We start from the raw sequence: 24,882 nt of genomic DNA, 5'->3' as shown, positions 1-24,882 counted from the left end.
TGCCCATGTTTTTTGTACAATCGCGCCATGCTGGATGAACGCTCAAGAAGCCTGCTCAAGACACTGGTCGAACATTATATCGCCGAGGGCCAACCGGTCGGCTCGCGCGTCCTTTCGCGCGTTTCCGGTCTCGACCTGTCGCCGGCGACGATCCGCAACGTCATGGCCGACCTCGAAGATGCTGGCTTTGTTGCCAGCCCGCACACCTCGGCCGGACGGATTCCGACTGCGCGCGGCTATCGTCTGTTTGTCGACAGCCTGCTCACCGTACAACCGCTGGAAGCCCGTCAACTCGGCGAAATGGAGGAAGCCCTGCACGGGCTGCCAGCCAGCCAGTTGATTGCCAATGCCTCGCAGATGCTCTCCAGCCTGACCCATTTTGCCGGAGTGGTAGTTTCACCGCGACGAACACAGACGCTGATCCGGCAAATCGAATTTCTCAGCCTTTCCGAAAAACGTATCCTGCTGATCCTGGTCACCACCGATGGCGACGTGCAAAACCGCATCGTCCATACCGACCGCAGCTACAGCGCCAGCGAGCTGACCACTGCTGCCAACTACCTGAACCAGCATTTTGCCGGCCAGGATTTCGAGCAGATTCGTCGCCGCCTGTCGCACGAGATCCAGCAACTGCGCGACGACATCAAACCACTGATGACCCTGGCCCTCGAAGCCGGCGATGCAGCCCTGGCCGAAAATAATTCGCCCTACGTGATCAGCGGTGAAAAAAACCTGCTTGACGTCGACGAACTGGCCTCGAACATGCAACGCCTGCGCAAGCTCTTCGACTTGTTCGAACAACGCTCCAGCCTGATGCGCCTGCTTGATGTTTCCCATCGTGCCGACGGCGTCCAGATTTTTATTGGCAGCGAATCGGGCATCGCTCCGCTCGACGAATGCAGCGTGATCGCCGCACCCTACTCAGTCAATGGCCAGGTGGTCGGCTCACTTGGCGTGATTGGCCCGACCCGCATGGCCTATGAGCGCGTGATTCCGATTGTTGACATCACCGCCCGCATGCTTTCCTCCGCACTTTCCCACCCGGATACCCCCTGATGCCCCGCTATCTCCCCGAACCGCCGTACCAGCATGGCACGGCCGGTCACACGGCTGTTGTCCTGGTCAACCTGGGCACCCCGGACGCTCCTGATGCACCATCATTGCGCCGCTACCTCAAGCAGTTTCTTTCCGATCCTCGTGTCGTCGAAATCCCGCGCCTGGTCTGGTGGCCCATCCTGAACGGGATCATTCTCAACACCCGCCCGAAAAAATCCGCTGCCAAATACGCCAGCATCTGGATGAACGAAGGTTCGCCGCTACGCGTTCACACCGAGCGACAAGCGCAACTGCTGGCCAAGTCATTCGCCCAGCGGAGCGTCCCGGTCAGGGTCGAATGGGCAATGCGTTACGGCACCCCGAGCATTCCCGACACCCTCTCACGCCTCAAGGCACAGGGAGCCGAGCGCATCCTGTTGCTGCCGCTCTATCCACAATATGCCGCCAGCACCGGCGCCACCGTGGTGGACGAGGCCGCCCGCTGGCTCCTGCAGACCCGCAACCAGCCCGAGCTACGTTTCATCAAGCACTTTCACGACCACCCCGGATACATTAGTGCGCTCGCAAACAGCATTCGCGCACACTGGGACAACCACGGTCAACTCGGCCCACGCGACAAATTGCTCCTCAGTTTTCATGGTTTGCCCAAGCGCAGCCTGGACCTTGGCGACCCTTATTTTTGCGAATGCCAGAAAACCGGGCGACTGGTAGCTGAACAACTGGGTTTGCAACAAGGCCAATACCAAGTCTGCTTCCAGTCGCGCTTTGGCAAAGCCGAATGGCTGCAACCCTACACCGCACCGACCCTTGCAACCTGGGCCAGAGAAGGAATCGAACGGGTCGATGTCATCTGCCCGGGATTTGTCGCCGACTGCCTGGAAACACTCGAAGAAATCGCACTTGAAGGACGCGACGATTTCATTGCTGCCGGCGGCAAGGCCTATCACTACATTCCCGCGCTCAACGAAAGCCCGGACTGGATCGATACCCTGCATGCGATCACCGTACAAGCACTGGCGGGCTGGCTGGAGCAAGCACAACCCGACCAGACCGCACTCGCTGACTCTGCGCGCCGCGCTAGTGCACTGGGGAGAAATAAATAGTCCTGCACACTTAATTGCCGGCCATACCCGCCGTTAACCCGGACATCCCCTGCCTTGGAGAACGGCGATGAAAATTGCAGCCAGCAATGTACAAATGGACTCGGCGCACGCTGCGCGGAAACAGCGCGAAGTGCATGAAACATTACGCACTTGGGGAGGACTGCGTCCCGCTGCCCAACCTCCCCAAGGCAACGGCGAGACTCCTGCCAATGTCCTTATTTCATCTGCCGGCCGCGAATTGGCGGCAGCCGATGGCAGCGGACAGGCACGTGAAATCGATGACGAAATTCGGGACAAGGTCGCCAAAGACCCCAAAACACAATTGATTCGCTCAGTGGTCGAATTCTTCCTCGGCCACGAAGTGGAGATTTTCGACAGCGCCGAACTGCAGAGCGAAATTAGCAGTACGCGTAGTCAGCAGGCCTCGATCGAAGCCAGCCTTGAGCGTAGCCGGGCCGGTTTCGAACTAACCCGCCGGGAAACCTACCGAGAGGTCGAATCGACACAATTCGCTGCCGAGGGGAAAGTACTTACCGCCGACGGCCAGGAAATATCGTTCAAGATTGAACTCTCGATGCAGCGCGAGTTTTATCAGGAAAGCAGCCAGACCTTGCGGGTTGGGCAAGAGCCCCGGCGCAAGGATCCATTGGTCCTGAACTTCAATGGCAACGCAGCCCAATTGACCGACCAGCGCTTTGCCTTCGATCTCAATGCCGACGGCCACAGCGAAAACATCAATTTTGTCGCGGCCGGCAGCGGCTTTCTGGTCTTTGACCGAAACAATGACGGAAAGGTCAATAACGGCAAAGAGCTCTTCGGACCCGAAACCGACAACGGTTTTGCCGAACTGGCCAAACTCGATGAAGACGGCAATGGCTGGATTGACGAAGGCGACAGCGCTTTCGGGCATTTGCGCATCTGGAGCCTGGGCGAAAACGGAGAGAAAACACTCCAGACTTTGGACGCAGTCGGGGTTGGCGCCATCCACCTCGGCCAGGTCAGTAGCCCCTTTGAAATCAAGGATCGCAACAACCAACTGCTGGGCGCAGTTCGCAGCACCGGGATTTTTTTGCAGGAAAATGGCAATACTGGCACAATCCAGCAAATTGATCTGACCGCTTAGCCGGGGCGAACCGAAAGGGAGCAAAATGCCACGCCTTGCCGACCTGAAAATATGGGTCCGTCTTACCGCAGCCATCTGGCTGACCCTGGCAATCATCTGGGTGGGAGCCATCCTCTGGACCACCCAGGTCAACCGGGAGACGGCGATCAGGCAGGCGCAAGATTTTGCCCAGAGCATCCACGAAATGACGATGGCCGGCCTGACCGGCATGATGATCACCGGTACGGTTGGCCAGCGGGAAGTTTTCCTCGATCAGATCAAGCAGCTATCGATCATCAAGGATTTGCATGTCGCCCGCGGCGAGGCCGTTAGCAAGCTTTTCGGCCCTGACAGTAAAAGCAAGCGCGAGCTCGACAATCTGGAAAAGCAGGTGATGGACAGCGGCAAACCGCACCTGTCCGTCGAAAGCGACAGCGGCGGCACCTTCCTGCGCGTGATCAATCCAACCAAGGCTGCCAAGAACTATCTGGGCAAGGATTGCATCATGTGCCATCAGGTCCCTGAGGGCACCGTGCTCGGCGTAGTCAGCATGAAGGTCTCGCTCGACTCGGTGGAAGCTGAAGTTGCCTCCTTCCGCCTCAAGATTGCCGGCGCCGCCCTCGGTGCCTTGGGTGCGTTGCTGCTGATCGTTTATTGGTTAAGCCGGCATTTCGTTACCGCCCCGCTCGAGGAATTGCGCATTGGCCTGCGCGACATCGCACGCGGCGAAGGCGATCTGACCCGGCGACTGCCAGTCAAGGGGAAAGATGAAATCGGCCAGTCCGCCTTCGTCTTCAACGAGATGATGGAGAACTTCAATCAACTCGTACGCCAGGTTCGCGATTCGGCGCAACAGGTTTCTTCGCGAGTTGCTTCGCTCTCTGACAGCGCCGATGCGGTTTCCAACAGCTCGCACCTGCAGAATGAAAAGTCGATTGGCGCCGCTGCTGCCGTCGAGCAACTGGTAACCAGCATCGCCTCGATCGCCCAGAGTGCCGAGCACGTCCAGCACCAATCGCAGGAAAGCCTGGAAAGAGCCAAGGAAGGCGGCCGTAATCTGGAAACCCTGCGCCAGGAAATGAATGTCGTAGCTCAAGCGGTCACCGAGATGGCCGAATCGGTCAACAATTTTGTCCGCAACACCGACGCAATCACCCAGATGACCCGTGAGGTCAAGGATATTGCAGAGCAAACCAATCTGCTCGCGCTCAACGCGGCAATCGAAGCGGCTCGGGCCGGCGAGCAGGGAAGAGGTTTTGCTGTAGTTGCCGACGAAGTCCGCAAGCTGGCCGAAAAATCATCGCGTTCAGCCAGTGAAATCGACGCCATCACTTCCAGCCTGAATGCCCAGTCGGTGTCGGTCCGGCGCAGCATCGATGCTGGCCTTGAGCACCTGGAAAGCAGTCAGACAGCCGTTGCCAGTGTCGCCGACGTTCTGCAGGCGACCAACGGTTCGGTGCTGGAAGTTGGCCGTGGCCTTGACGCCATTGCCGCAGCCACCGAACAACAGCGTCGGGTGGCCAGCGATGTCGAATCCAGTATCGAGTCGATTGCTGCCATGGCTCGGGACAACAACCAGTCGGTCGAACAAACGGCTGAGGCCGCACACGACCTGAAAAATCTGGCGGACGGACTAGGCAATCTGGTCGGGCGCTTCCGGGTCTGAACGCCGGCAAGCCATCCAGGGCGTCCGAGGGGCGCCCTTTTTTATTGCGGATTATTTTTTCCTGCCAGACTTGAAAGCTGGCTGAATGCCCCCAGATGGGGAAAAGTTTTATTGGAGAAACCCGATGTCCGAGCAACAGACCCCGCAGGAAGCCCTGCCCGAAAACACCGGCGAAGCCACTGCCGCCGAGGTTGCCGAGAACGGCGCCCACATCGACACCCTGCCCAGCATGCAGGAACAACTGCAAGCCCTCGAACTGAAGGCGGCCGAGCACTACGACGCCTGGCTGCGCGCCAAAGCCGAAGGGGAAAACATCCGCCGTCGCGCACAGGAGGATATTGCCAAGGCCCACAAGTTTGCCGTCGAAAAGTTTGCCGGTGAATTGCTGGCGGTCAAGGACAGCCTCGAAGCAGCACTGGCCGTACAGGAACAAACCGTCGAAAGCTTCAAGTCAGGGGTTGAGCTGACGCTGAAGCAGTTGGTCTCCGCCTTCGAAAAGAACGCCCTGAACGAGGTCAACCCGGTCGGCGAGAAATTCGATCCGCACAAGCACCAGGCCATCGGGATGGTCGACTCCGAGCAGGAGGCCAACACCGTGGTCACCGTCCTGCAAAAGGGGTACACCATTGCCGAACGCACCCTGCGCCCGGCCTTGGTCATGGTGGCCAAGGGCAAGTAAGACAAAAACGGCAATTTTTACGGTCGACCGTGAAAATTGCCTGAAATGGGCGCTTGAAATCTGAAAGCCAGCCCCCAATTCACGAACATCAGCAATTCACCTAGCAAGGAACAGAACATGGGCAAGATCATTGGTATTGACCTCGGCACCACCAACAGCTGCGTCGCCATCATGGAAGGCGGCCAGCCGAAAGTCATCGAGAACGCCGAAGGCGCGCGTACCACCCCGTCGATCATCGGCTACACCGAAGACGGCGAAATCCTCTGCGGTGCCCCGGCCAAGCGCCAGGCCGTGACCAACCCGAAGAACACGCTGTACGCGGTCAAGCGCCTGATCGGCCGCCGCTTCGAAGAGAAGGAAGTGCAGAAGGACATCTCCCTGATGCCCTTCAAGATCGTCAAGGCCGACAACGGCGACGCCTGGGTTGAAGCGCGCGACAAGAAAATCGCCCCGCCGCAGGTTTCCGCCGAGGTGCTGCGCAAGATGAAGAAGACCGCCGAAGACTACCTCGGCGAGGAAGTCACCGAAGCGGTCATCACCGTGCCGGCCTACTTCAACGACAGCCAGCGCCAGGCCACCAAGGACGCCGGCCGCATCGCCGGTCTGGAAGTCAAGCGCATCATCAACGAACCGACCGCTGCAGCCCTCGCTTTCGGCATGGACAAGGTGGCCGGCAAGGACAAGAAAATTGCCGTCTATGACCTCGGTGGCGGCACCTTCGACATCTCCATCATCGAAATCGCCGACGTCGATGGCGAAAAGCAGTTCGAAGTGCTGGCCACCAACGGCGACACCTTCCTCGGCGGCGAAGACTTCGACCAGCGCCTGATCGACTACATCATCGACGAATTCAAGAAAGAATCCGGTGCCGACCTGAAGAAGGACGTGCTGGCCCTGCAACGCCTGAAGGAAGCGGCCGAAAAGGCCAAGATCGAGCTGTCCTCCAGCCAGCAGACCGAAATCAACCTGCCCTACATCACCGCCGACGCCTCCGGCCCCAAGCACCTGGCACTGAAGATCACCCGCGCCAAGTTCGAGTCCCTGGTCGACGAGTTGATCGAGCGCACCGTTGCTCCCTGCCTGACCGCCCTGAAGGACGCCGGCTGCAAGATCGGCGACATCGACGACGTGATCCTGGTCGGCGGCCAGTCGCGCATGCCGAAGGTGCAGGAAAAGGTCAAGGAAGTGTTCGGCAAGGAGCCGCGCAAGGACGTCAACCCGGATGAAGCTGTCGCCGTCGGCGCTGCCATCCAGGGCGGCGTGCTGCAGGGTGAAGTCAAGGACGTGCTGCTGCTCGACGTGACCCCGCTGTCGCTGGGTATCGAAACCCTGGGTGGCATCATGACCAAGCTGATCCAGAAGAACACCACGATCCCGACCAAGGCCTCGCAAGTCTTCTCGACCGCCGACGACAATCAGGCCGCGGTGACCATCCACGTCCTGCAGGGCGAGCGTGAAGTCGCTGCTGGCAACAAGAGCCTCGGCCAGTTCAACCTCGAAGGCATCCCGCCGGCTCCGCGTGGCACGCCGCAGATCGAAGTCATCTTCGACATTGACGCCAACGGCATCATGCACGTCACCGCCAAGGACAAGGCCACCGGCAAGGAAAACAAGATCACCATCAAGGCCAACTCCGGCCTGAGCGAAGAAGAAATTCAACGCATGGTCAAGGACGCCGAGCTGCACGCCGAGGAAGACAAGAAGGCGCATGAGCTGGCTGACGCCCGCAACCAGGCCGACGGCATGGTGCATATGGTCAAGAAGTCGCTGACCGAATACGGCGACAAGCTCGAAGCTGCCGAGAAGGAAGCCATCGAAGCCGCGATCAAGGACGTCGAGGACGTGCTGCGCGACGGCGACAAGGACGTCATCACCGCCAAGACCGAAGCCCTGTCCACTGCCGCCCAGAAGCTGGGTGAAAAGATGTATGCCCAGCAGCAGGCCGAAGCCGGTGCTGCCGCCGGTGCCGCAGGCGGCCAGCAACAGCAGGCCAAGGAAAAGACGGTCGAAGGCGACGTGGTTGATGCCGAATTCACGGAAGTGAACAAGGACAAGAAGTAAGGATCCGTCAGGATCGAGGATCGAGCTTTTAGCTGCGAGCAACCGGGTTCAGGGAAAAATCCCCGGCCCGGTTTTAGTCCTCCTGACCCTTGATAACCCTGCCGATCACTCGATCCTAACCACTAATTCCTCGATCCTAAAAAATGAGTAAACGCGATTTTTACGAAATCCTTGGCGTCAACCGCGACGCTTCGGACGACGAGATCAAGAAGGCCTACCGCAAGCTGGCCATGAAATACCATCCGGACCGCAACCCGGACAATCCGTCGGCTGAAGAAAAGTTCAAGGAAGCCAAGGAAGCCTACGAAATCCTTTCCGACGGACAGAAGCGGGCGGCTTACGACCAGTACGGTCATGCCGGGGTAGACCCGCAAGCCGGCATGGGCGGCGGCGGCTTTGGCGGCGGCGGCTTTGCCGATGCCTTCGGCGGCATCTTCGACGAAATTTTCGGCGGACGAGCCGGTGGTGGTGGCGGCGGACGCTCCAACGTCTATCGCGGCGCCGACCTGCGCTACAACCTCGAAATCACGCTGGAACAAGCCGCCCACGGGACAGAAACCAAGATTCGCATCCCGACCATGGAGGCTTGCGACAAGTGCGAGGGCTCCGGTGCCAAGCCAGGCACCCAGGCCAAGACTTGCCCCACCTGCCACGGCGCCGGCCAGGTTCGCCTGCAACAAGGCTTCTTCTCGATCCAGCAAACCTGCCCGAAATGTCATGGCACCGGCCGCTACATCCCCGATCCTTGCGGCAGTTGCGGTGGCACCGGTCGAGTCAAGCAACACAAGACGCTGGCCGTCAAGATTCCGGCGGGGGTCGATGAAGGTGATCGCATCCGTCTGGCCGGAGAGGGCGAACACGGCGTCAACGGCGGCCCGGCGGGCGACCTGTACGTCCAGATTCACCTCAAGGCGCACCCGGTCTTCCAGCGCGACCACAACGACCTGCATTGCGAGATGCCGATCTCCTTCACTACTGCCGCCCTCGGTGGGGAAATCGAGATCCCGACTCTGGATGGCGCCGCCAGCATCAAGATTCCGCCGGAAACCCAGACCGGCCGCGTTTTCCGATTGCGTGGCAAAGGCATCAAGGGGGTTCGCAGCCATACGCACGGCGACCTGATGTGTCACGTCGTCGTCGAAACCCCGGTCAACCTGACCGAACGGCAAAAGGAATTGCTGCGCGAACTGGCCGAAAGCAGCGAGCAAAGCGAAACCACCCACAATCCGCGCGCCAAGTCCTGGATGGACAAGGTTAAGGAATTTTTCGGCGACTGACGCGAATCCTGCCGCCGTCCTGCCAGCCCGCCGATCATGGCGGGCTTTTTTCTTGCTGCCAGTTTTCCAGCAACCGCAGCACCTATAACCAAAGTAAGAGGTAGTGGCACGATTCTCTCTGGCGGCTGTTAGAATGCAGGCACTATCCCGTCACCCTCACTAGGCTCATGGACATTCTGAAATGGCTGGCGGTCGCAGGCTCCATGATGTTTTCACTGCTGGCGCATGGCGAACCGGGCATCGACGACAAAAACATCCTGATCGGGATGTCAGCCCCCTTTTCCGGCCCGATTGCCGGCTACGGGAAGCAGATGCAATATGCCATACAAGCGGGCTTCGAACAGATCAACCAGGCAGGCGGCATCAACGGCCGCAAGCTGCAACTGCTGGCACTCGATGACGCTTATGACAGCAGTCGTACCGTCAGCAATACCCGCCGACTGATCGATGACCAAAAGGTTTTTGCTCTGATCGGCTACTACGGCTCGAACCCCACCATCGATGCCATGAATCAGGCTTTCGGTCCGGCCCGCGTACCGCTGGTGGGCACCATCTCCGGCGCCGACCCGCTCCGCGAAGCCTTCACCATCAACCCCAATGCCCGCTATCTGTTCAATACCCGCGCCAGCTATGCCGATGAAACCAGCGCCATCGTCCGGCAACTGGTCTCACTGGGCCTCAAACGGATCGGCGTGCTCTATCACAACGACAATTTTGGCCGTTCCGGACTCGACGGCGCCACTCAGGCACTCAAACAACACCAGTTGGAATTGACGGTAGCAGCAGCCATTGACCGCCAGAACCCGGATCTGAGTGCTGCCGTCAGCAAAATTGCCGGCGAATCCGTCCAGGCTGTGATCCTGGTTGCGCTACACAAACCGGCCGTCAGTTTTATCCAGGCAATGAAAAAAACCGGGCAATACCCAATGTTCGTGACCCTTTCGCCGATTGGCACCGAACAATTCATTGGCGACCTGGGCAAGGATGCCCGCGGCGTAGTCATCGCGCAGGTCGTACCGCATCTGTGGAACGACACGCTGCCGATCGTACGCGACTACCGCCGCCTCGTCGGCGATGACAAAGCCTCCTACCATGGCCTGGAAGCTTATCTGATGACCCGCACGCTACAGGAAGGCCTGAAGCGGGCCGGCAAGGAACTGACGCGGGAAAAGCTGATTACCGCGCTGGAAAGCCTCAACCACTTTGACCTCGGTGGCTACCGTATCGATTACGGCAGCAAACACCGAACCGGTTCGCGCTTCGTCGAACTGACCGTGGTCGGCCCCGACGGGAAAATCTTGCGCTGACCACAGCACGCCCGACGTTACCTCGCATTTTTGCGGGATGGTCACGGTCAACACCACAAATCGGCATTTTTCAGCGAACAAACAACAACGGCCCTGATTCAGGGCCGTTGTTGTTTTGCGACAGAGAACCCGCCAATAACTCAAGCGCGCCGCCAGCTGGTTCCCTGCGCGGTGTCGTCGAGGACAATCCCCAGCGACTTGAGCTGATCGCGAATCCGGTCAGCCTCGGCGAAGTTGCGCGCCTTTTTGGCAGCAACCCGGTCGGCTACCAGTTGATCGATTTCGGCCTCATCCGGCCCGCCGGCAGCGCCCACCGCGCCGCGCAAGTAAGCCAGCGGATCGCGCTCAAGCAGACCAATCAAGCCCGCCAAGGCCTTCAGCAACCCTGAAAGCTCGCCGCTTTTCTGGCGATTGGCCTCGGCTGCCAGTTCGTAGAGCACCGCCACCGCGCCGTGAGAATCGAAATCCTCGTTCAAGGCGGCGGCAAAGCGGGCCGCATAGGGTTGGTCCCAGTCGATCTCCTGTGCCACCGGCGGCACGTCACGCAACGTGAAGTACAGCGTATCGAGACTGCGCCGAGCATCGTCGAGATGCGCGTCGGAATAGTTGAGCGGACTGCGGTAATGGGCCCGCAGGATGAAGAAACGTACCACTTCGGCATCGTACTGCTGCAGTACTTCGCGGATGGTGAAGAAATTGCCGAGCGACTTCGACATTTTTTCGTTGTCCACCCGGACAAAGCCGTTATGCATCCAATAATTGACGTAGGTGCAGCAATTGGCGCCTTCGGACTGGGCGATTTCGTTCTCGTGGTGCGGAAACTGCAAATCCTGGCCGCCGCCGTGAATGTCGAAATGCTGACCAAGAATGCTCGAACTCATCGCCGAGCATTCAATATGCCAGCCCGGACGCCCATCGCCCCAACGCGACGGCCAGGCCGGCTCGCCTGGCTTGGCATGCTTCCACAGCACAAAATCGAGCGGATCCTGCTTGGCCGAGTCGACCTCGACCCGCTCGCCGGCACGCAAGTCGTCCAGCGATTTGCCGGACAGCTTGCCGTAACCGGGAAACTTGCGCACCGCGTAATTCACGTCGCCATCGGCGGCCTGGTAGGCCAGGCCGTTAGCCTCCAGGCGCTGAATGATTTCCTGCATCTGCGGCACATACTCAGTAGCGCGCGGCTCGTGATCGGGACGCAGCACACCCAGGGCATCTGCATCCTCGTGCATGCAGGCGATGAAACGATTCGTCAATTGCTGAATGGTTTCGCCGTTTTCGTTGGCCCGCTTGATGATCTTGTCGTCGATATCGGTAATGTTGCGGACATAGGTCACGTCATAACCGGAGGCCTTGAGCCAGCGGTAGACCATATCGAACACCACCATCACCCGCGCATGCCCAAGATGGCAATAGTCGTAGACTGTCATGCCGCAGACGTACATCCGGACCTTGCCCGGTTCGATGGGAGTAAACGCCTCTTTTTCGCGCTTCAGGGAATTGAAAATCTTGAGCATGCCGGTGGTTCCCGCCGTAAAGTTCCGGGCACAGGAGGCAACGAAGCCTGCCTGAACCTATGGATTTAGCGGCGTTTTTGATAGAATCGGAAGATTGTGAAACCTGCCGATTATAGCATGCCGCCGACCTCGAAATTCCCGCTCAAGCCCGGCTCCGACTCCGGTCGCAGCTCTCGCCTCCTGTCGTTGCGCACGCTGCGCGTCGCCGCTGCCGGCTTGCTGATTGGCATGACTGCGCCCGTCTTCGCCGACAATCTCCCCGATGTGCAGCGCCTGATCAAACAGGGACAGTACCCTCAAGCCCTGGAGAAAGTCGACGCCTATCTGGCCAGCCGCCCGAAAGATGCACAAGGCCGCTTCCTCAAGGGTCTGATTTACACGGAAATGAATCGTGCCGGCGATGCGATTGCAGTATTCACCAAGCTGACCGAGGACTACCCCGAACTACCGGAACCCTACAATAATCTGGCCGTGCTCCACGCCCAGCAGAAGCAGTACGACAAGGCCCGCTCCGCACTCGAAATGGCGATCCGCACCCATCCGTCGTACGCGATTGCCTACGAAAATCTGGGTGACATTTACGCCAAGCTGGCCAGCCAAGCCTATGACAAGGCCCTGCAACTTGACAGTGCAAATTCTGCAACGCAGAACAAACTGGCGCTGATCCGCGACCTGATCACCACCTCCGGGCGCGGCAATGTCAAACCCAGTGCTGCCCCCAGCAGCGCACCGGCTGCCAGCACAGCCTCCGCTACGCCAGCCGCCAAGCCTGCCGTCGCAAGCCCACCGGCACCCGCCGCCACGCTTCCACCACCGCCACCGCCGGTCGTTGCAGCCAAGCCCAGCCTGACTCCGGCAACGCCTGCCGTGGCACCGGCCACCGCGACCGGCACGACAGCCAAACCCTCAGCCGAGAGCGCTGGCAGCAAGCCGGACCCGGCAATCGAGGACATCAACAAGGCCCTGGCCGCCTGGTCTGGCGCCTGGATGCGCAAGGAAATGAAGGCCTACTTTGCCGCTTACGCGAGCGACTTCGAAACCCCCAAAGGGATGTCGCGCAAAGCCTGGGAAGAGGAACGCGAGCAGCGGATCGCCGGTAAGGGAGGCAAGATCTCGGTCAGCTACGATACGCCGAAGATCACCATTGAAGGCAACCAGGCCACTGTCAAACTGCGCCAGCATTACAAGGCCCCCGGCATTTCCACCTCGGCTAGCAAGGTCATGATCTTCGTCCGTAGCGGCGGAAAATGGCTGATCAAGGAAGAAAAATCCCGTTGATGCAAGGCAAGCTGACGATGCTGGCGCTCTGCGTCAGCCTGCCGCTCGCGGCACAAGCCAAGGTCCAGGAACACAAGGAGAAGGACAAGGGGCCGACCACCCGAGTGGTCGCCAGCAAGAAGGGCGCTGCGGCGAATACGCCCAGCACCTCCCGCCCGCTGCCCAAAGCAGCTGCTGCAACTGCCTCTGTCACCGCCCTTGCTGCCACCACAAGCGTGGCTGGGCGCGGATTGCCAGCGACCGTTTCAGACTCGGCACCGGAAGCCCGCCTGACCCGGATTTTTCGTGAGATTGAGGCCAACCGGCTGAACGAAGCCTTGGCTTTGACCGAAAATTTGCTCAAGCAGTATCCGAACTACCGCCTAGCACACCTGATCCGTGGCGATTTGCTGCTGGCCCGCAGCCGCCCGATCCAAAGCTTTGGCGCGCTGAACAATGCCCCGGCGGACAAGGTTGCCGACCTCCGCGCGGAAGCCTTGGCGCGCCTCAACGCCTACCGTGAAAAACCCCCGGGTGATGCCGTTCCGCGTTATCTGCTGCAGATGCAACCGGACCAGAAGCACGCCATCGTGGTGGACACCAAGCGTTCGCGACTGTACCTCTACGAGAACGATACCCAGAACGGCGGTCGTCCACGCTTTGTCGCCGACTACTATGTCACCCATGGCAAGCTGGGCACCGACAAGCTGATCGAGGGTGACAAAAAGACCCCGATCGGCGTTTATCACATCACCGCCAACCTGCCGCGCCAGAAGCTTGCTGACCTCTACGGTAGCGGTGCCTTTCCGCTCAATTACCCGAACGAACTGGACAAGCGCCAGGGCCGGGGCGGCAGCGGCATCTGGCTACACGGCACCCCCTCCGACACCTATGCCCGGCCACCGCGTGCCTCCGATGGCTGTGTGGTACTCGCCAATCAGGACCTGGATGCCGTAGCCAAAAACCTGCAGGTCGGCGTCACCCCGGTGATCATCAGCAATTCGATTGAATGGCTGTCGCTCGACGACTGGAACAAGGAACGCGGCGAACTCAACCGCAGCATCGAAGCCTGGCGCAGCGACTGGGAAAGTCGCGATGTCGAACGCTACCTCAAGCATTACTCGAAGCGCTTCCGTTCAGGAGACAAGCAGGATTTCGACCAGTTTGCCACCCAGAAGCGACAGGTCGGCGCCGGCAAGGAATGGATCAAGGTCAAGCTCGACAACCTCTCCGTTTTCCGCAACCCGGGCAAGGAAGAAGTGGTTGTCGTCACCTTTGAGCAGGACTACCGCAGCAACAATCTGGACAACCGGATGAAGAAGCGGCAGTACTGGCAGAAGGAAGATGGCAAATGGAAAATCATCTACGAAGGGAGCGCCTGATGCGCCACACATCGTTTATTGCCCGCAGCGGCAGTCTGCTCGCCGGTCTGCTGTGTTCCGCACTGGCCCTGGCCGTGCCGACTGTCGAAATGACCACCTCACAGGGCAAGGTCACGCTTGAGTTGTACCCCGAGAAGGCCCCGCGCACGGTCGAAATGTTTCTTTACAACGCCAAGCATGGCTTTTACGAAGGCACGATCTTTCACCGCGTGATCGACGGCTTCATGATTCAAGGTGGCGGTTTCAACCAGTCGATGGAAGAAAAGAAGGCCCGCACCCCGGCATTGCAGAACGAAGCCGGCAACGGCCTCGGCAACGAGCGCGGCACGATTGCCATGGCCCGTACTGCCGACCCCCACTCGGCGCGGGTGCAATTCTTCATCAACCTGAAAAACAACGAATTCCTCAACCACCGCGCTCCGACCGATGGGCGCGCCTGGGGCTATGCCGTTTTCGGCAAGGTCACGCAGGGGATGGACATCGTTGACAAGATTGCCAAGGTGCCGACCGGCAACCAGGGCTATTACGAAAACGTTCCGGTGACTCCGATCATTATCCAGAACGTCAAAATCATTTCCGAAAAATAAGGACTCCCCATCATGTCGCAAGTCAAGCTGACCACCAACCACGGCGCTATTACCCTCAAGCTGGATGCCGAGAAGGCTCCGAAGACGGTTGCCAACTTCCTGGCCTATGTCGAAGCCGGCCACTACAACGGCACTGTTTTTCACCGCGTGATCAAGAACTTCATGATCCAGGGCGGCGGTTTTGCTGTCGGCATGGAGCAGAAGCCGACCCAGGCCCCGATCGAGAACGAAGCCGCCAACGGCCTCAAGAACAAGCGCGGCAGCATCGCCATGGCCCGCACCAACGACCCGCACTCGGCCACCGCCCAGTTCTTCATCAACACCGTCGACAACGACTTCCTCGACTTCAAGGCACCGATGGGCCAGGGCTGGGGCTACTGCGTGTTCGGCGAAGTGGTCGAAGGCCTGGAAGTGGTCGATGCCATCCGTGCCGTGCGTACCGGCAACAAGGGCTTCCATCAGGACGTTCCGGTCGAAGACGTGATCATCGAAAAAGCAGAAATCGTTTGATCCTTTTTGCTTCCGATCTGCACCTGTCACCCCAATCGCCCGGGGTGACCGGTCTGTTTCTCGATTTTCTCGCCGGCCCGGTGCGCCAGGCCCGCGAGCTGTATCTGCTCGGCGATCTGTTTGAAGCCTGGATCGGCGACGACGACCTCAGCGACCCGGACAACGCCCGCATTGTCGCCGGCTTGCGTGCGACCAGCGAGGCCGGCGTCCGCATCGGCGTACTGCACGGCAATCGCGACTTCCTGCTGGGCGAGGAATTTGCACAGGCCTGTGGCTGCCAGCTGCTGCGCGAACCCTACATCCTGTCTACGCCCGAGTGGCAGTTCGTGCTCGCCCACGGCGATGCGCTCTGCCTTGACGACCTTGCTTATCAGCAGGTGCGCAGCCAATTGCGTGACCCGGCCTGGCAACAGGCTTTCCTCGCCCGCCCACGCGAGCAGCGACGCCAACTGGCCGCGCAGATGCGCGCCCAGAGCATCGCCAGCCAACAGACCAAGGACTCGCCCTACAGCGACCTGCAGGCTGCGGCAACTGACGATTTCCTGCGCGACCACGGCTACGCCACCTTCATCCACGGCCACACGCACCAGCCGGCGACCCACGATCACATCGTCGATGGCATCCACGTCGAGCGCTGGGTTCTCGGCGATTGGCACGAAACCCACGGCGACTACCTCGCCTGGGACGGCGAGGCACTCACCCGCCACCGCTGGCCGACTGCCTGATGCCGAGCCGCAGCGCCCGGGTCGCGGCAAGGCAGCAAAAACCAGCCTTTTCCACGGTCGACCGTGAATAACCGCGTTTCTTCCCAGCCCCTACCCCGCAGCGCGCTCGATGTCCTGCGCGAGGTCTTCGGCTATCCCGCCTTCCGGGGTGCCCAGGCCGAAATCATCGACCACGTCGCTACCGGTGGTGATGCGCTGGTGCTGATGCCGACCGGCGGCGGCAAGAGCCTGTGCTACCAGATTCCGGCCCTGCTCCGCCCCGGCTGCGCGGTGGTCGTTTCGCCGCTGATCGCGCTGATGCAGGACCAGGTCGATGCGCTGACCCAGCTTGGCGTGCGCGCCGCCTGCCTCAACTCGACCCTCGACTGGCGCGCTGCGCAGGCGATCGAGCAAGCCGTCTTCAGCGGCGACCTCGACCTGGTCTACATTGCCCCGGAGCGCCTGCTGCTCGACCGCACGCTGGCGATGCTCGATGCGCTGGACGAGGCCGGCAAGCTGGCGCTGTTCGCCATCGATGAAGCCCACTGCGTCTCGCAATGGGGCCACGACTTCCGTCCGGAATACCTGCAGCTATCGACCCTGCACGAGCGCTACCCGCGCGTGCCCCGGATCGCACTGACCGCCACCGCCGACCAGGCCACCCGCCAGGAAATGCTGCAGCGTCTGGGCCTGACCGACGCCCGGGTTTTCCTCTCCAGCTTCGACCGACCCAATATCCGCTACACCGTGGTCGAAAAGGACAATGCCAAAAAGCAGTTGCTCGCTTTCCTCGATGGGCGCAGAGGCCAGGCCGGGATCGTCTACTGCCTGTCGCGCAAGAAGGTCGAGGAAACCGCCGCCTGGCTCTCCGCCGAAGGCTACCCGGCCCTGCCCTACCATGCAGGCCTGCCTGCCGAAGAACGCGCCAGCAACCAGCGCCGCTTCCTGCGCGAAGAAGGCCTGATCATGTGCGCGACGATCGCCTTCGGGATGGGCATCGACAAGCCGGATGTACGCTTCGTCGCCCACCTCGACCTGCCCAAGAGCATCGAAGCCTACTACCAGGAAACCGGCCGCGCCGGCCGCGACGGCGAAGCCGCCGAAGCCTGGATGGCCTACGGCATGCAGGACGTGGCCCTGCAACACGCGCGGATTGCTGAAAGCAGCGCCGGCGAAGGCCAGAAGATTCTCGAAGCCCAGCGCCTGAGCGCCTTGCTGGCCTATTGCGAAGCCCCGCGCTGCCGCCGCCAGGTACTGCTCAACTACTTTGGCGAGGAACGCGCGGCCTGCGGCAACTGCGACATCTGCCAGGAGCCGCCGGAACTGTGGGATGGCACGCAAGCCGCCCAGAAGGCGCTGTCGGCGGTCTTCCGCACCGGCATGCGCTTTGGCGCCAGCCATTTGATCGACGTGCTGCGCGGCAAGCTCAACGACAAGATCAAGCAGTGGGGTCACGATCAACTGCCAACCTTCGGGGTCGGCGCCGATCTCGACGAACGCAGCTGGAAGAGCGTTTTCCGCCAGCTGGCTGCCGCTGGCCTGATCCACATCGACCTGGCCGAACACGGCGCACTGCAACTGACCGACGCCGCGCGTGCGGTGCTCAAGGGCGAACGCCGGGTCGAACTGCGCCGGGTCAGCCGTAAGACGGTCAGCAGTGGGCGCAGCAGCAGTAGCGCTGCCGCCAGCAACCTGAACCCGGAAGACGAAGCGCTATTTCAGGAATTGCGGCGCTGGCGCAGCGACACCGCGCGCGAACAAGGCGTACCGGCCTACGTCATCCTGCACGACAAGACCCTGCGCGAACTGGCTGAGGTTCGCCCGACCAGTCGCGGCCTGCTCACCACGGTCAGCGGCATGGGCAGCGCCAAGATCGAACATTACGGCGAAGAATTACTGAACCTGATCCGTAACAGCCCGCATTAAGCCCGCTGATCCGGAGCAACAGGTGGTTTTTTGCGCACTTTCACGGTCGACCGTGAAAATGCAACCAATTCGCTCAACGCGTCTTTTTCTGGGCCAGCGCCTGCAGCTCAGCCGGCAGGCCTTCGCTCGCCAAAGCACGGCGGAAGGACTCGCGTGCTTCCGGCTCATGCCCCTGCGCTTCGAGAGCCAGCCCCAGGCCGATCCACGAACGGCCATCGGCAGGATTACGCCCGAGGGCAGTGCGGAAGTGGTCGGCGGCATCGCCTTGCCGCCCCTGGCGTTGTGCCAGCATTCCGGCCAGCGCCTGGAAATCGGCCTGAGCCAACGCTGCCGGCGGAGCCTGATCAACCAAGGTGCGCGCAGCATTCAGATCGCCTTTTTCCAGTTCCAGCCGCAAGGCCAGCTTGATCCAGGCGATCTGTTCCGGATGTCGCTGCAAACCTTCGCGCACCGTACTCCGTGCGCTGTCCATGTCACGCTGCTCGACCAGTTGGCGAAGCAGCAATTGGCGGGCATCGAGATGCTCGGGATCAAGGCGCAAGGCCTCCCGGGCTTGCGCCAGGCTTTCCGTCGTTCGCCCGAGGGCGTAAGCATCGAGCGATTGGCGGTAGTGAAAATCAGCGACATTCTGCCGATCGCTACGCGCCACATTTTTCTCCACCGGCGCAGCCACCGCCTTGGCTGCCACGTCACGCGTCGGATTCAGCCGGGCGCCGGCTTCGCCTGCCGGCTTGCGCGGGCGTGGCACAGGCGACTCAGCCGGTGCTGCCGCCACCTCGGGAGCCGGATTATCTGCCGGTTCGGCTGGGGCCTCGACAGTCGGTGCCACCGGTACCGTTTGTACCGCTGCCGGTACCGACAGTGCATCCATGGAGACCGGCACGGCAACCGCTATTTCGGGTTTCGGCAAAAAGGGCAAGGGACCGTCCCAAAAATGGAAACCAGCCGCCAACCCCAAGCCTAGCAGGCCGAGCAGCGCAACCTGGGGGCGCAACCGCGGCCCGGCTGCCGGTCCGGCCGCAGCCACCCGGACACCGGCCGGTAAGGCCGCCGGCGTGCCGGCTGCGCCCTGACGCTGATCCAGGTCTTGCAACATTCGATTGATCAGGCTCACGCAATTCCCCCGTTAACGGCCCCACCAGCCCCACGGCCGGTGCGCACCTTCGGTGTCGCGCGCAGCAGCCCGGACATGGCGCGACTTGACCATCACGCCACCTTCGCCAAACACGGCGAGCAGGCATTTATTAGCCAGGATATTGACCAGCCTCGGCGTACCACGGGTTGCCTTGTACAAGGTTGCGACCGCATCATCGGCAAATACCTCTCCTCCGGCCAAGCCAGCCGTGCGCAAGCGATGGCGCAAATAGGGGTGCAATTCATCCTTCTGCAAGCCGGTCAGGCGATAGGAGAAGGCAATCCGCTGCAACAACTGCCGGATCGCCGGATTGGCCAGGGTAAGGTCAAGTTCGGGCTGCCCAAAAAGCACGATCTGCATCAGCTTGCGCTTCTCGGTTTCCAGGTTCGAGAGCAAGCGCAGGATTTCCAGCGTCTGGATCGGTATCGCCTGCGCCTCGTCAATCACCAGCAGGACGCTCTTGCCACACGCGGCAAAGCTGAGCAAACCTTCGTTAAGCAAACGCAACAACCAGTAGGGGTGACGGTTTTCCGGCAAATCCAGCCCCAGTTCGGCCGCAATCGAACGCAACAGAGTTTCCGGCGACAATGCCGGATTGGGCAAATAGGCGGTCACGTAATCGCCGCCTTCAAGCATGCGCAACAGACGCCGGCAGAGCAGGCTTTTGCCGCAACCGACTTCACCGGTGATTTTGACGAACCCCTCCCCACCCTGCAAGGCAAGCATCAGGGTGTTCAACCCTTCCTGGTGGCTCTGGGTGGTGCAGATGAACTCGGTATCGGGCGTGATACCAAACGGCGCCTCACGCAAGCCGAAATGCGCGAGATACAGCGGTGCCGGCAATCGGCCGGTGGCTACCGCCCCGGCCAGAGTGCTGTCGAGGCTGGCCAGAGAGGCTGCCAGTTGCTCATCCTGCGAATCGTCGCTCATGGCTTGCTGAAGACATCCGGTACCTGGCGGATTCTTGCCGGGTCGTACTCGCGCAGGCGAGCCTGGGTTTCTTCCAGGTCCTGACGCCAATCCACATCTTCCTGAATCAGGGTCGGCTTGAGCAGGATCACCAGTTCACGCTTCTGCGTTGAACGTTCGGTCTGCTTGAACAGATGCCCAGCGACCGGCACGTCGCCCACCCCCGGCACCTTGTTGCCGCCACTGCTCTGACCTTCCGACATCAAACCGCCAATCGCCACGATCATCCCGTCACGAACACGGACAATGCTGTCGCTTTCCTTGACCTTGGTCGAGGCGTAAGGAACGGTGTATTGCCCGAACTGCCCGAAGTTGATTGATTTGTCGCGCTCGGACACCTCGGTGACCGAGGGACGAATATGCAGGGTGATGGTGCCGGTATCGTCGATCTGCGGCGTTACATCGAGCGCGATCCCGGAAAAGAAGGGCTGCGCGGTGATGGTCGGTGCGGTGACCGTATTGCCGGTGGTATTGGCGTTCTGGGCCGGTGGTGTCACCGCCGTGATGTAATAATCGTCGGACCCGACCTTGATCACCGCCTTCTGGTTGTTCAAGGTTGCAATCCGGGGATTCGACATCACGTAAACATTGCCCTGGGTCTGCAGGAAGTTGATCAGCGAACCGAAATTGCCCGTCTGGAAAGCCAGCCCCAAAGCACCAGGCACCGCAAACTGCTTGAGAATACCGGTCGTGGCTCCGGCCAGGCTGGCTGCATAGGTGATTGGATTGCCATTGCCATCCAGCTGGCCGCTGAAGGTTTCCATGGGACGGCCACCCGGGAAGGCATAGTTGTTGGTATTGCCGTTGGCAGAAAGACGATGGCCGCCATTTTTGTCAAAGGCAGCCCAGTTGATGCCGGTCCGGAACTCGTCCTTCAACTCCACCTCGACAATCTTGGCCTCGATCATCACCTGTCGTTCGATGTTGGCCTGCAAGACCTTGAGCAAACGCTCAACCTCGCGCAATTCGGAAGGCAGACCGCGCACCATGACCACCCCGGACTGGCTGTTGATCAGATAGCTACGCCCCTCCGGACACTTCAGTTTGTCGATTCGCTGGCCCATCAACTGGCCGGCGAGTACGCTCATTGCGCTAGAAGAGCCGCTGGCGCGGGAAACATCGAATTCACAGGCCAAGACCGTAGCCAACGCCTGGGACAAATCGAACCAGAAGTCATTGAGGACACCGGTAAATACGCTGGCTGCTTCGTTCAGTACATTTCCCTGGGCGGCAGTCCCCTGCCCGCCGCTAGGCGTACCGCCAGTTGTGCCGGCACCAGTAGCACCAGCCGTTGCCCCGGTTCCGGTACCACCGGTAGCAATCCCGCTGGAAGAAACCCGGGTCGACGAGGTACCGCCGCGCTTGCTGGCCAGGTAGCTGATCTGGAACAAGCGGGTCTGCAAGGTATTGGGAATGATGGTGATGCGCGTTCCCTGGACCCGGAAATCGTACCCATACAGGTCGCGAATCGAATCCAGCGCTTCGCGCACTGTCACATCCTTGAGGCTCACCGTGATGTTGCCGCTCAAGTCGGGGGGCAAAAGCATGCTGTAGCGGCTGCCCGAAACCAGGGCCATGAAGACCTGATTGGCCGGCGCATTGGTGACCGACAGATCGAAACGCTGCTCACTGACCCGGGGGGCCTTGGGCGCTTCGACCTGCAAGGGTGGCAGCAGGGCGGCATTGAGCTCCCGGCTGGCGAGTTCTGCAGCACGGCTGGGCTTCGAAACGGTTTCGCGCGCCACTTCGACCTGATTGGCGATCTTGCCATAGGTTTCGTCTTGCGGCACACGCGGTGCGGCGCAGCCGGCCAGTACCGAGGCAACCACGGCAACCCATGGTCCCAGCCTGCTCATTCCACCCGTTTCCTTACTCGTCATCGTCCCTCACCCCGCTTGCTGCGGGCATCGGCCAAAACAACCGGCATTTTCACAACACTTGGCGTCATTGCCAAGGTCTCCCGGCCATTTTGTCCGGACAAAACGACTTCTGTCTCCTCGACACGCACCAAACGCTTGTCATCATAACGCGCCCCGAGGGAAATCGCCTGCCCGTCAATCACTGCAAACGGGCGCGCGGCATGCGGCCTGACGACAATTTGCAACGCCCGCGGCGGCGGTGCTTCCTCGCCATCACCAATTTCGCCGGTACTTTGACCGGCTGGGGCCACATAATAGCCTTTGGGCGGCAGAGTCGGATCCCGGCCCTGCGCCAGCACCGACACTGAACAGGCCAACAGCAACAAGCCGCGGATTAAAGCTTGAGCCATACCGGGTCCAGACTATAGGTATAAAGAACGAGTTGCAGCTCGCTCTTCGGGTAATTCGCTTGCAGTCGCACCGGCCCCCAGGCGAGACGCTGCTGCAAAGCCTCCAGTTCGCCCACATACGCCTGCAATTCCTGATAGCCGCCCTGCAGACGGATTTCAACCCCATGCTTCCAGATCGTGAGGGCCTCGCTCGGCCGGGCATCCCCTTCCTTGGCGGCATCACCGGCAGCTGCCGGCGGGCTGACCGCCGGTTCGACTGCCAGCGTACGCATGCTCAACAGGCGCAGGGAGGCGTGCCGATTAAGCAAGCTTTCGAGCAAGACAGGAACCTCATCCGGTTTAACCAGATTTTTACCTTGCGCCTGAATGCTCCGACGCAAGTCATCCAATTGCTGGCGCAGGCGGTCTCGCTGCTGGCGATTCTCCTGATCGGGGTCCTTGATCCCCGAACTGAGTGCTGCCACCTGCTGTTCGAGCATACGCAGCTCGCTCTGCTCACCCTGCAATTGCTTGCCGATGATCCGCGCCCGCGCTAACGGAATATCGATGAACAAACTATTGCCGATCATCAATACGCCGCCCACGCAAGCAATCGCCACCAGCATGCGTTCGCGCCGACTAAGAGCATCGAAGCGGGCAAACAGGGAATCCAGACGTTTGCTCACAGCCCCACTCCTTGCCGCCCAGCCTCAATCAGCTTTGCATCGAGGGGCATCTTGACCGGCACCACTGCCTTGCCCTGACCGCTTGCCTCACCCACCACCGGCGGGGTCGTATGCAAGGCAAAATCCACATACCAGCGCTCGCGCTTGTTCTCTGTCCGTCCGGCACGAGCGGATGCCGCCTGGTCGGCAGGAGGCTCCCACTGGGCACCGCGCATCTCCAGTGCCGCGAAACGCCGCCCGCGAAACGCCGGCTCGTTTTCAAGACGCCGCAAATACGCCGGCAGCAGCGACTGGTCAAGCACTCGACCGCGAATTTCGAGATCCCGCCCGCCATCCATGATTGCCAGACCAGTCAGCCACATCCCTTCAACATTGACCCGGGCCAGCACCCGCATCATGTCACCCAGTTGTGCCTGCTGGCCCCCTCCGGCCATTCCTTGCAAAACCTTTTCGGTTTCGCCAGCCAGACCGACATCGCGCTGCAACACGCCGATTTCTTCAATCAAGGCTTGATTGGGCTTGCGGTTACTCAACAGCTGGGTCAATTCGGTAAACGAAGTACGCACCAGTTGCAGTTGCGCCCCCTGTGTCTTGGCCTGCAACTCCTGTTGCGCCAACGACCAGCGCGCCCAGCCGGCGCCCAGGCTGACCACGAACACGGCCCCCAGTGCCAACAAGGCGACCGAACGGCCAGCCAGCCAGTCGCGCTTCCTGAGAAAGCGCGCATCATAGAGGTTGAGATTGCGCTGCTGCATCATCCCTCCTCCTGCCGCAAGGCCGCGCCAAGAACCCACAAGGCCTGGCGCTGCAAATCGGGATCGAGCAATGCCGGACAGGCTGACAGATCAATGACTTTAGTCAGGTCGACCGGCTCGAAAGGCAAATAGAAAGCATTGGCGAAATGCGCCTCCAGCCCGCTTTCGGGCGGCAAGGCAACCATCAGGCGCGACAGTGAAATTCCGCTGAATTGACGGTCGACCGTGTCCATTGATCGCTGCATCTCCAGCACCACCCGTTCGGCCAGTTGCTCCCGGCGCTCGGCAGGTGCTCCGGCGAATTGCGCTGCCCCGATCTCGATCCGGCGCAGGGCAAACAACTCTCCCTGGAAATTGAAGGTGAGCAACGCCGAGCTCTCTCCGAAGGCCAAAAAGGCAAGGCCACGGTTTTCCGCTTCAAACAGCGCAGCGATATTGCGCTGAGCCATTTCCGGCAGGTCGATCACCTGCAGCGCCAATCCCGCCTGCTGAAAATCCTGCACCAGCGGACCGATCACCGTATCCGCAGCAAGGGCGGCAAACAGTTGGCGGGGACGACTGCCATTACTGGCATCGGGCAAAGGCAGGTAATCAATGACTGCACTTTCAACCGGCAAATCGACTTGGTCGCGCAACTGCCAACGCAAGGCTTCACGCGCCTCCTCATCTGGCACTGCTGGCGCCTCGGTCTGCAACAAGCGATAGTCACTGGGGGCCAGCAGACTGCTGCAACGCATTGATTTCAAACCATGCATCTTGGCCAGTTGCTGCAAGCTCTGCAAGCGCGATGCCTGTGCCGGCTCATCCAGCCACAAGTCCAGAGACGGCATGTCATTTCCGTGCGCAAAGCGGGCGCACTGAACGCGTCCGGGCTGCAAGCCCACGGCGACCAGCCCACCTTTTTGCATGCGCCTCGCAAACGAAAACATCCAAGCCTCTCACAAACCTACAATTAGCT

Annotated in this window: 22 protein-coding genes; 14 read left to right on the top strand and 8 right to left on the bottom strand. The window is 60.6% G+C overall.

Translation table 11 applies throughout. The annotated features are described in order from the left end of the window. Positions 1–27: 27 nt before the first annotated feature. The 8 genes from hrcA (at position 28) to VX159_RS04890 (ending at position 10,251) form a co-directional block, all read left to right on the top strand. Positions 28–1,056, top strand: a complete 1,029-nt coding sequence (gene hrcA, locus VX159_RS04925; protein WP_371324874.1) for a heat-inducible transcriptional repressor HrcA — start codon at positions 28–30, stop codon at positions 1,054–1,056. Further along, the gene (gene hemH / locus VX159_RS04920; RefSeq protein ID WP_371324873.1) at positions 1,056–2,159 is read left to right on the top strand and encodes a ferrochelatase; all 1,104 of its coding nucleotides are present in this window, start codon (positions 1,056–1,058) and stop codon (positions 2,157–2,159) included. Before hrcA ends, hemH begins: the two co-directional genes overlap by 1 nt. A gap of 67 nt (positions 2,160–2,226) precedes the next feature. Then, entirely contained in the window at positions 2,227–3,282 is a 1,056-nt protein-coding gene (locus VX159_RS04915; protein WP_371324872.1) for a VCBS repeat-containing protein, read from the top strand. A 25-nt stretch (positions 3,283–3,307) separates the two neighbouring features. Further along, the gene (locus VX159_RS04910; protein ID WP_371324871.1) at positions 3,308–4,927 is read left to right on the top strand and encodes a methyl-accepting chemotaxis protein; all 1,620 of its coding nucleotides are present in this window, start codon (positions 3,308–3,310) and stop codon (positions 4,925–4,927) included. Between the two features lie 124 nt (positions 4,928–5,051). Continuing rightward, positions 5,052–5,606, top strand: a complete 555-nt coding sequence (gene grpE, locus VX159_RS04905) for a nucleotide exchange factor GrpE (protein ID WP_371324870.1) — start codon at positions 5,052–5,054, stop codon at positions 5,604–5,606. A 117-nt stretch (positions 5,607–5,723) separates the two neighbouring features. Then, positions 5,724–7,667: a molecular chaperone DnaK gene (gene dnaK / locus VX159_RS04900; protein WP_371324869.1), complete on the top strand. Its 1,944-nt coding sequence runs from the start codon at positions 5,724–5,726 to the stop codon at positions 7,665–7,667. 143 nt (positions 7,668–7,810) lie between these two features. Continuing rightward, complete coding sequence (gene dnaJ, locus VX159_RS04895; RefSeq protein ID WP_371324868.1) at positions 7,811–8,944, top strand: molecular chaperone DnaJ; 1,134 nt, start codon at positions 7,811–7,813, stop codon at positions 8,942–8,944. A 203-nt stretch (positions 8,945–9,147) separates the two neighbouring features. Next, on the top strand, positions 9,148–10,251 hold the full coding sequence (locus VX159_RS04890; RefSeq protein WP_371324867.1) for an ABC transporter substrate-binding protein: 1,104 nt from the start codon (positions 9,148–9,150) through the stop codon (positions 10,249–10,251). Between the two features lie 140 nt (positions 10,252–10,391). Here the strand turns inward: VX159_RS04890 and cysS are convergent, their stop codons facing one another. Next, positions 10,392–11,765 carry a cysteine--tRNA ligase gene (gene cysS, locus VX159_RS04885; protein WP_371324866.1) on the bottom strand — a complete coding sequence of 458 codons (1,374 nt, stop codon included), beginning with the start codon at positions 11,763–11,765 and terminating at the stop codon, positions 10,392–10,394. 117 nt (positions 11,766–11,882) lie between these two features. Here cysS and VX159_RS04880 point away from each other — a divergent pair, with 117 nt between their 5' ends. From VX159_RS04880 to recQ, 6 genes are all read left to right on the top strand, one after another. Further along, positions 11,883–13,043, top strand: coding sequence for a tetratricopeptide repeat protein (locus VX159_RS04880; RefSeq protein WP_371324865.1), 1,161 nt, complete (start codon positions 11,883–11,885; stop codon positions 13,041–13,043). Further along, positions 13,013–14,404: a L,D-transpeptidase family protein gene (locus VX159_RS04875; protein WP_371324864.1), complete on the top strand. Its 1,392-nt coding sequence runs from the start codon at positions 13,013–13,015 to the stop codon at positions 14,402–14,404. Before VX159_RS04880 ends, VX159_RS04875 begins: the two co-directional genes overlap by 31 nt. Then, entirely contained in the window at positions 14,374–14,991 is a 618-nt protein-coding gene (locus VX159_RS04870; RefSeq protein WP_371324863.1) for a peptidylprolyl isomerase, read from the top strand. Before VX159_RS04875 ends, VX159_RS04870 begins: the two co-directional genes overlap by 31 nt. Positions 14,992–15,003: 12 nt before the next feature. Further along, positions 15,004–15,501: a peptidylprolyl isomerase gene (locus VX159_RS04865; protein ID WP_371324862.1), complete on the top strand. Its 498-nt coding sequence runs from the start codon at positions 15,004–15,006 to the stop codon at positions 15,499–15,501. Further along, on the top strand, positions 15,498–16,226 hold the full coding sequence (locus VX159_RS04860; RefSeq protein WP_371324861.1) for a UDP-2,3-diacylglucosamine diphosphatase: 729 nt from the start codon (positions 15,498–15,500) through the stop codon (positions 16,224–16,226). Before VX159_RS04865 ends, VX159_RS04860 begins: the two co-directional genes overlap by 4 nt. Before the next feature lie 63 nt (positions 16,227–16,289). Next, positions 16,290–18,131 (top strand): DNA helicase RecQ, encoded by a 1,842-nt coding sequence (gene recQ / locus VX159_RS04855; protein WP_371324860.1) that lies wholly within the window; start codon positions 16,290–16,292, stop codon positions 18,129–18,131. Positions 18,132–18,204: 73 nt separating this feature from the next. On the opposite strand, the gene VX159_RS04850 is transcribed toward recQ, so the two are convergent. From VX159_RS04850 to VX159_RS04820, 7 genes are read right to left on the bottom strand one after another with little or no spacing between them, the layout of a single operon-like run. Then, positions 18,205–19,227 (bottom strand): tetratricopeptide repeat protein, encoded by a 1,023-nt coding sequence (locus VX159_RS04850; protein WP_371324859.1) that lies wholly within the window; start codon positions 19,225–19,227, stop codon positions 18,205–18,207. A gap of 30 nt (positions 19,228–19,257) precedes the next feature. Then, entirely contained in the window at positions 19,258–20,196 is a 939-nt protein-coding gene (locus tag VX159_RS04845; RefSeq protein WP_371324858.1) for an ExeA family protein, read from the bottom strand. Continuing rightward, the gene (gene mshL, locus VX159_RS04840; protein ID WP_371324857.1) at positions 20,193–22,091 is read right to left on the bottom strand and encodes a pilus (MSHA type) biogenesis protein MshL; all 1,899 of its coding nucleotides are present in this window, start codon (positions 22,089–22,091) and stop codon (positions 20,193–20,195) included. The genes VX159_RS04845 and mshL overlap by 4 nt, the downstream gene beginning before the upstream one ends. A gap of 20 nt (positions 22,092–22,111) precedes the next feature. Then, the gene (locus tag VX159_RS04835) at positions 22,112–22,504 is read right to left on the bottom strand and encodes a hypothetical protein (RefSeq protein ID WP_371324856.1); all 393 of its coding nucleotides are present in this window, start codon (positions 22,502–22,504) and stop codon (positions 22,112–22,114) included. Then, positions 22,489–23,169 (bottom strand): hypothetical protein, encoded by a 681-nt coding sequence (locus VX159_RS04830; protein ID WP_371324855.1) that lies wholly within the window; start codon positions 23,167–23,169, stop codon positions 22,489–22,491. Before VX159_RS04830 ends, VX159_RS04835 begins: the two co-directional genes overlap by 16 nt. Beyond that, positions 23,166–23,927: a PilN domain-containing protein gene (locus tag VX159_RS04825; RefSeq protein WP_371324854.1), complete on the bottom strand. Its 762-nt coding sequence runs from the start codon at positions 23,925–23,927 to the stop codon at positions 23,166–23,168. Before VX159_RS04825 ends, VX159_RS04830 begins: the two co-directional genes overlap by 4 nt. After that, positions 23,924–24,754, bottom strand: coding sequence for a hypothetical protein (locus VX159_RS04820; RefSeq protein WP_371324853.1), 831 nt, complete (start codon positions 24,752–24,754; stop codon positions 23,924–23,926). The genes VX159_RS04825 and VX159_RS04820 overlap by 4 nt, the downstream gene beginning before the upstream one ends. Positions 24,755–24,882: the final 128 nt, after the last annotated feature.

Source organism: Dechloromonas sp. ZY10 (genome assembly GCF_041378895.1).
Taxonomy (GTDB): domain Bacteria; phylum Pseudomonadota; class Gammaproteobacteria; order Burkholderiales; family Rhodocyclaceae; genus Azonexus; species Azonexus aquae.
This window is presented reverse-complemented; position numbering and strand designations above follow the sequence as displayed.

Excerpts from the sequence above, each read along its gene's own strand:
- hrcA (WP_371324874.1), top strand. The coding sequence starts at position 28 with ATGCTGGATGAACGCTCAAGAAGCCTGCTCAAGACACTGGTCGAACAT.
- hemH (WP_371324873.1), top strand. The coding sequence starts at position 1,056 with ATGCCCCGCTATCTCCCCGAACCGCCGTACCAGCATGGCACGGCCGGT.
- VX159_RS04915 (WP_371324872.1), top strand. The coding sequence starts at position 2,227 with ATGAAAATTGCAGCCAGCAATGTACAAATGGACTCGGCGCACGCTGCG.
- VX159_RS04910 (WP_371324871.1), top strand. The coding sequence starts at position 3,308 with ATGCCACGCCTTGCCGACCTGAAAATATGGGTCCGTCTTACCGCAGCC.
- grpE (WP_371324870.1), top strand. The coding sequence starts at position 5,052 with ATGTCCGAGCAACAGACCCCGCAGGAAGCCCTGCCCGAAAACACCGGC.
- dnaK (WP_371324869.1), top strand. The coding sequence starts at position 5,724 with ATGGGCAAGATCATTGGTATTGACCTCGGCACCACCAACAGCTGCGTC.
- dnaJ (WP_371324868.1), top strand. The coding sequence starts at position 7,811 with ATGAGTAAACGCGATTTTTACGAAATCCTTGGCGTCAACCGCGACGCT.
- VX159_RS04890 (WP_371324867.1), top strand. The coding sequence starts at position 9,148 with ATGATGTTTTCACTGCTGGCGCATGGCGAACCGGGCATCGACGACAAA.
- cysS (WP_371324866.1), bottom strand. The coding sequence starts at position 11,765 with ATGCTCAAGATTTTCAATTCCCTGAAGCGCGAAAAAGAGGCGTTTACT.
- VX159_RS04880 (WP_371324865.1), top strand. The coding sequence starts at position 11,883 with ATGCCGCCGACCTCGAAATTCCCGCTCAAGCCCGGCTCCGACTCCGGT.
- VX159_RS04875 (WP_371324864.1), top strand. The coding sequence starts at position 13,013 with ATGGCTGATCAAGGAAGAAAAATCCCGTTGATGCAAGGCAAGCTGACG.
- VX159_RS04870 (WP_371324863.1), top strand. The coding sequence starts at position 14,374 with ATGGAAAATCATCTACGAAGGGAGCGCCTGATGCGCCACACATCGTTT.
- VX159_RS04865 (WP_371324862.1), top strand. The coding sequence starts at position 15,004 with ATGTCGCAAGTCAAGCTGACCACCAACCACGGCGCTATTACCCTCAAG.
- VX159_RS04850 (WP_371324859.1), bottom strand. The coding sequence starts at position 19,227 with ATGTTGCAAGACCTGGATCAGCGTCAGGGCGCAGCCGGCACGCCGGCG.
- VX159_RS04845 (WP_371324858.1), bottom strand. The coding sequence starts at position 20,196 with ATGAGCGACGATTCGCAGGATGAGCAACTGGCAGCCTCTCTGGCCAGC.
- mshL (WP_371324857.1), bottom strand. The coding sequence starts at position 22,091 with ATGAGCAGGCTGGGACCATGGGTTGCCGTGGTTGCCTCGGTACTGGCC.
- VX159_RS04835 (WP_371324856.1), bottom strand. The coding sequence starts at position 22,504 with ATGGCTCAAGCTTTAATCCGCGGCTTGTTGCTGTTGGCCTGTTCAGTG.
- VX159_RS04825 (WP_371324854.1), bottom strand. The coding sequence starts at position 23,927 with ATGATGCAGCAGCGCAATCTCAACCTCTATGATGCGCGCTTTCTCAGG.
- VX159_RS04820 (WP_371324853.1), bottom strand. The coding sequence starts at position 24,754 with ATGCCGTCTCTGGACTTGTGGCTGGATGAGCCGGCACAGGCATCGCGC.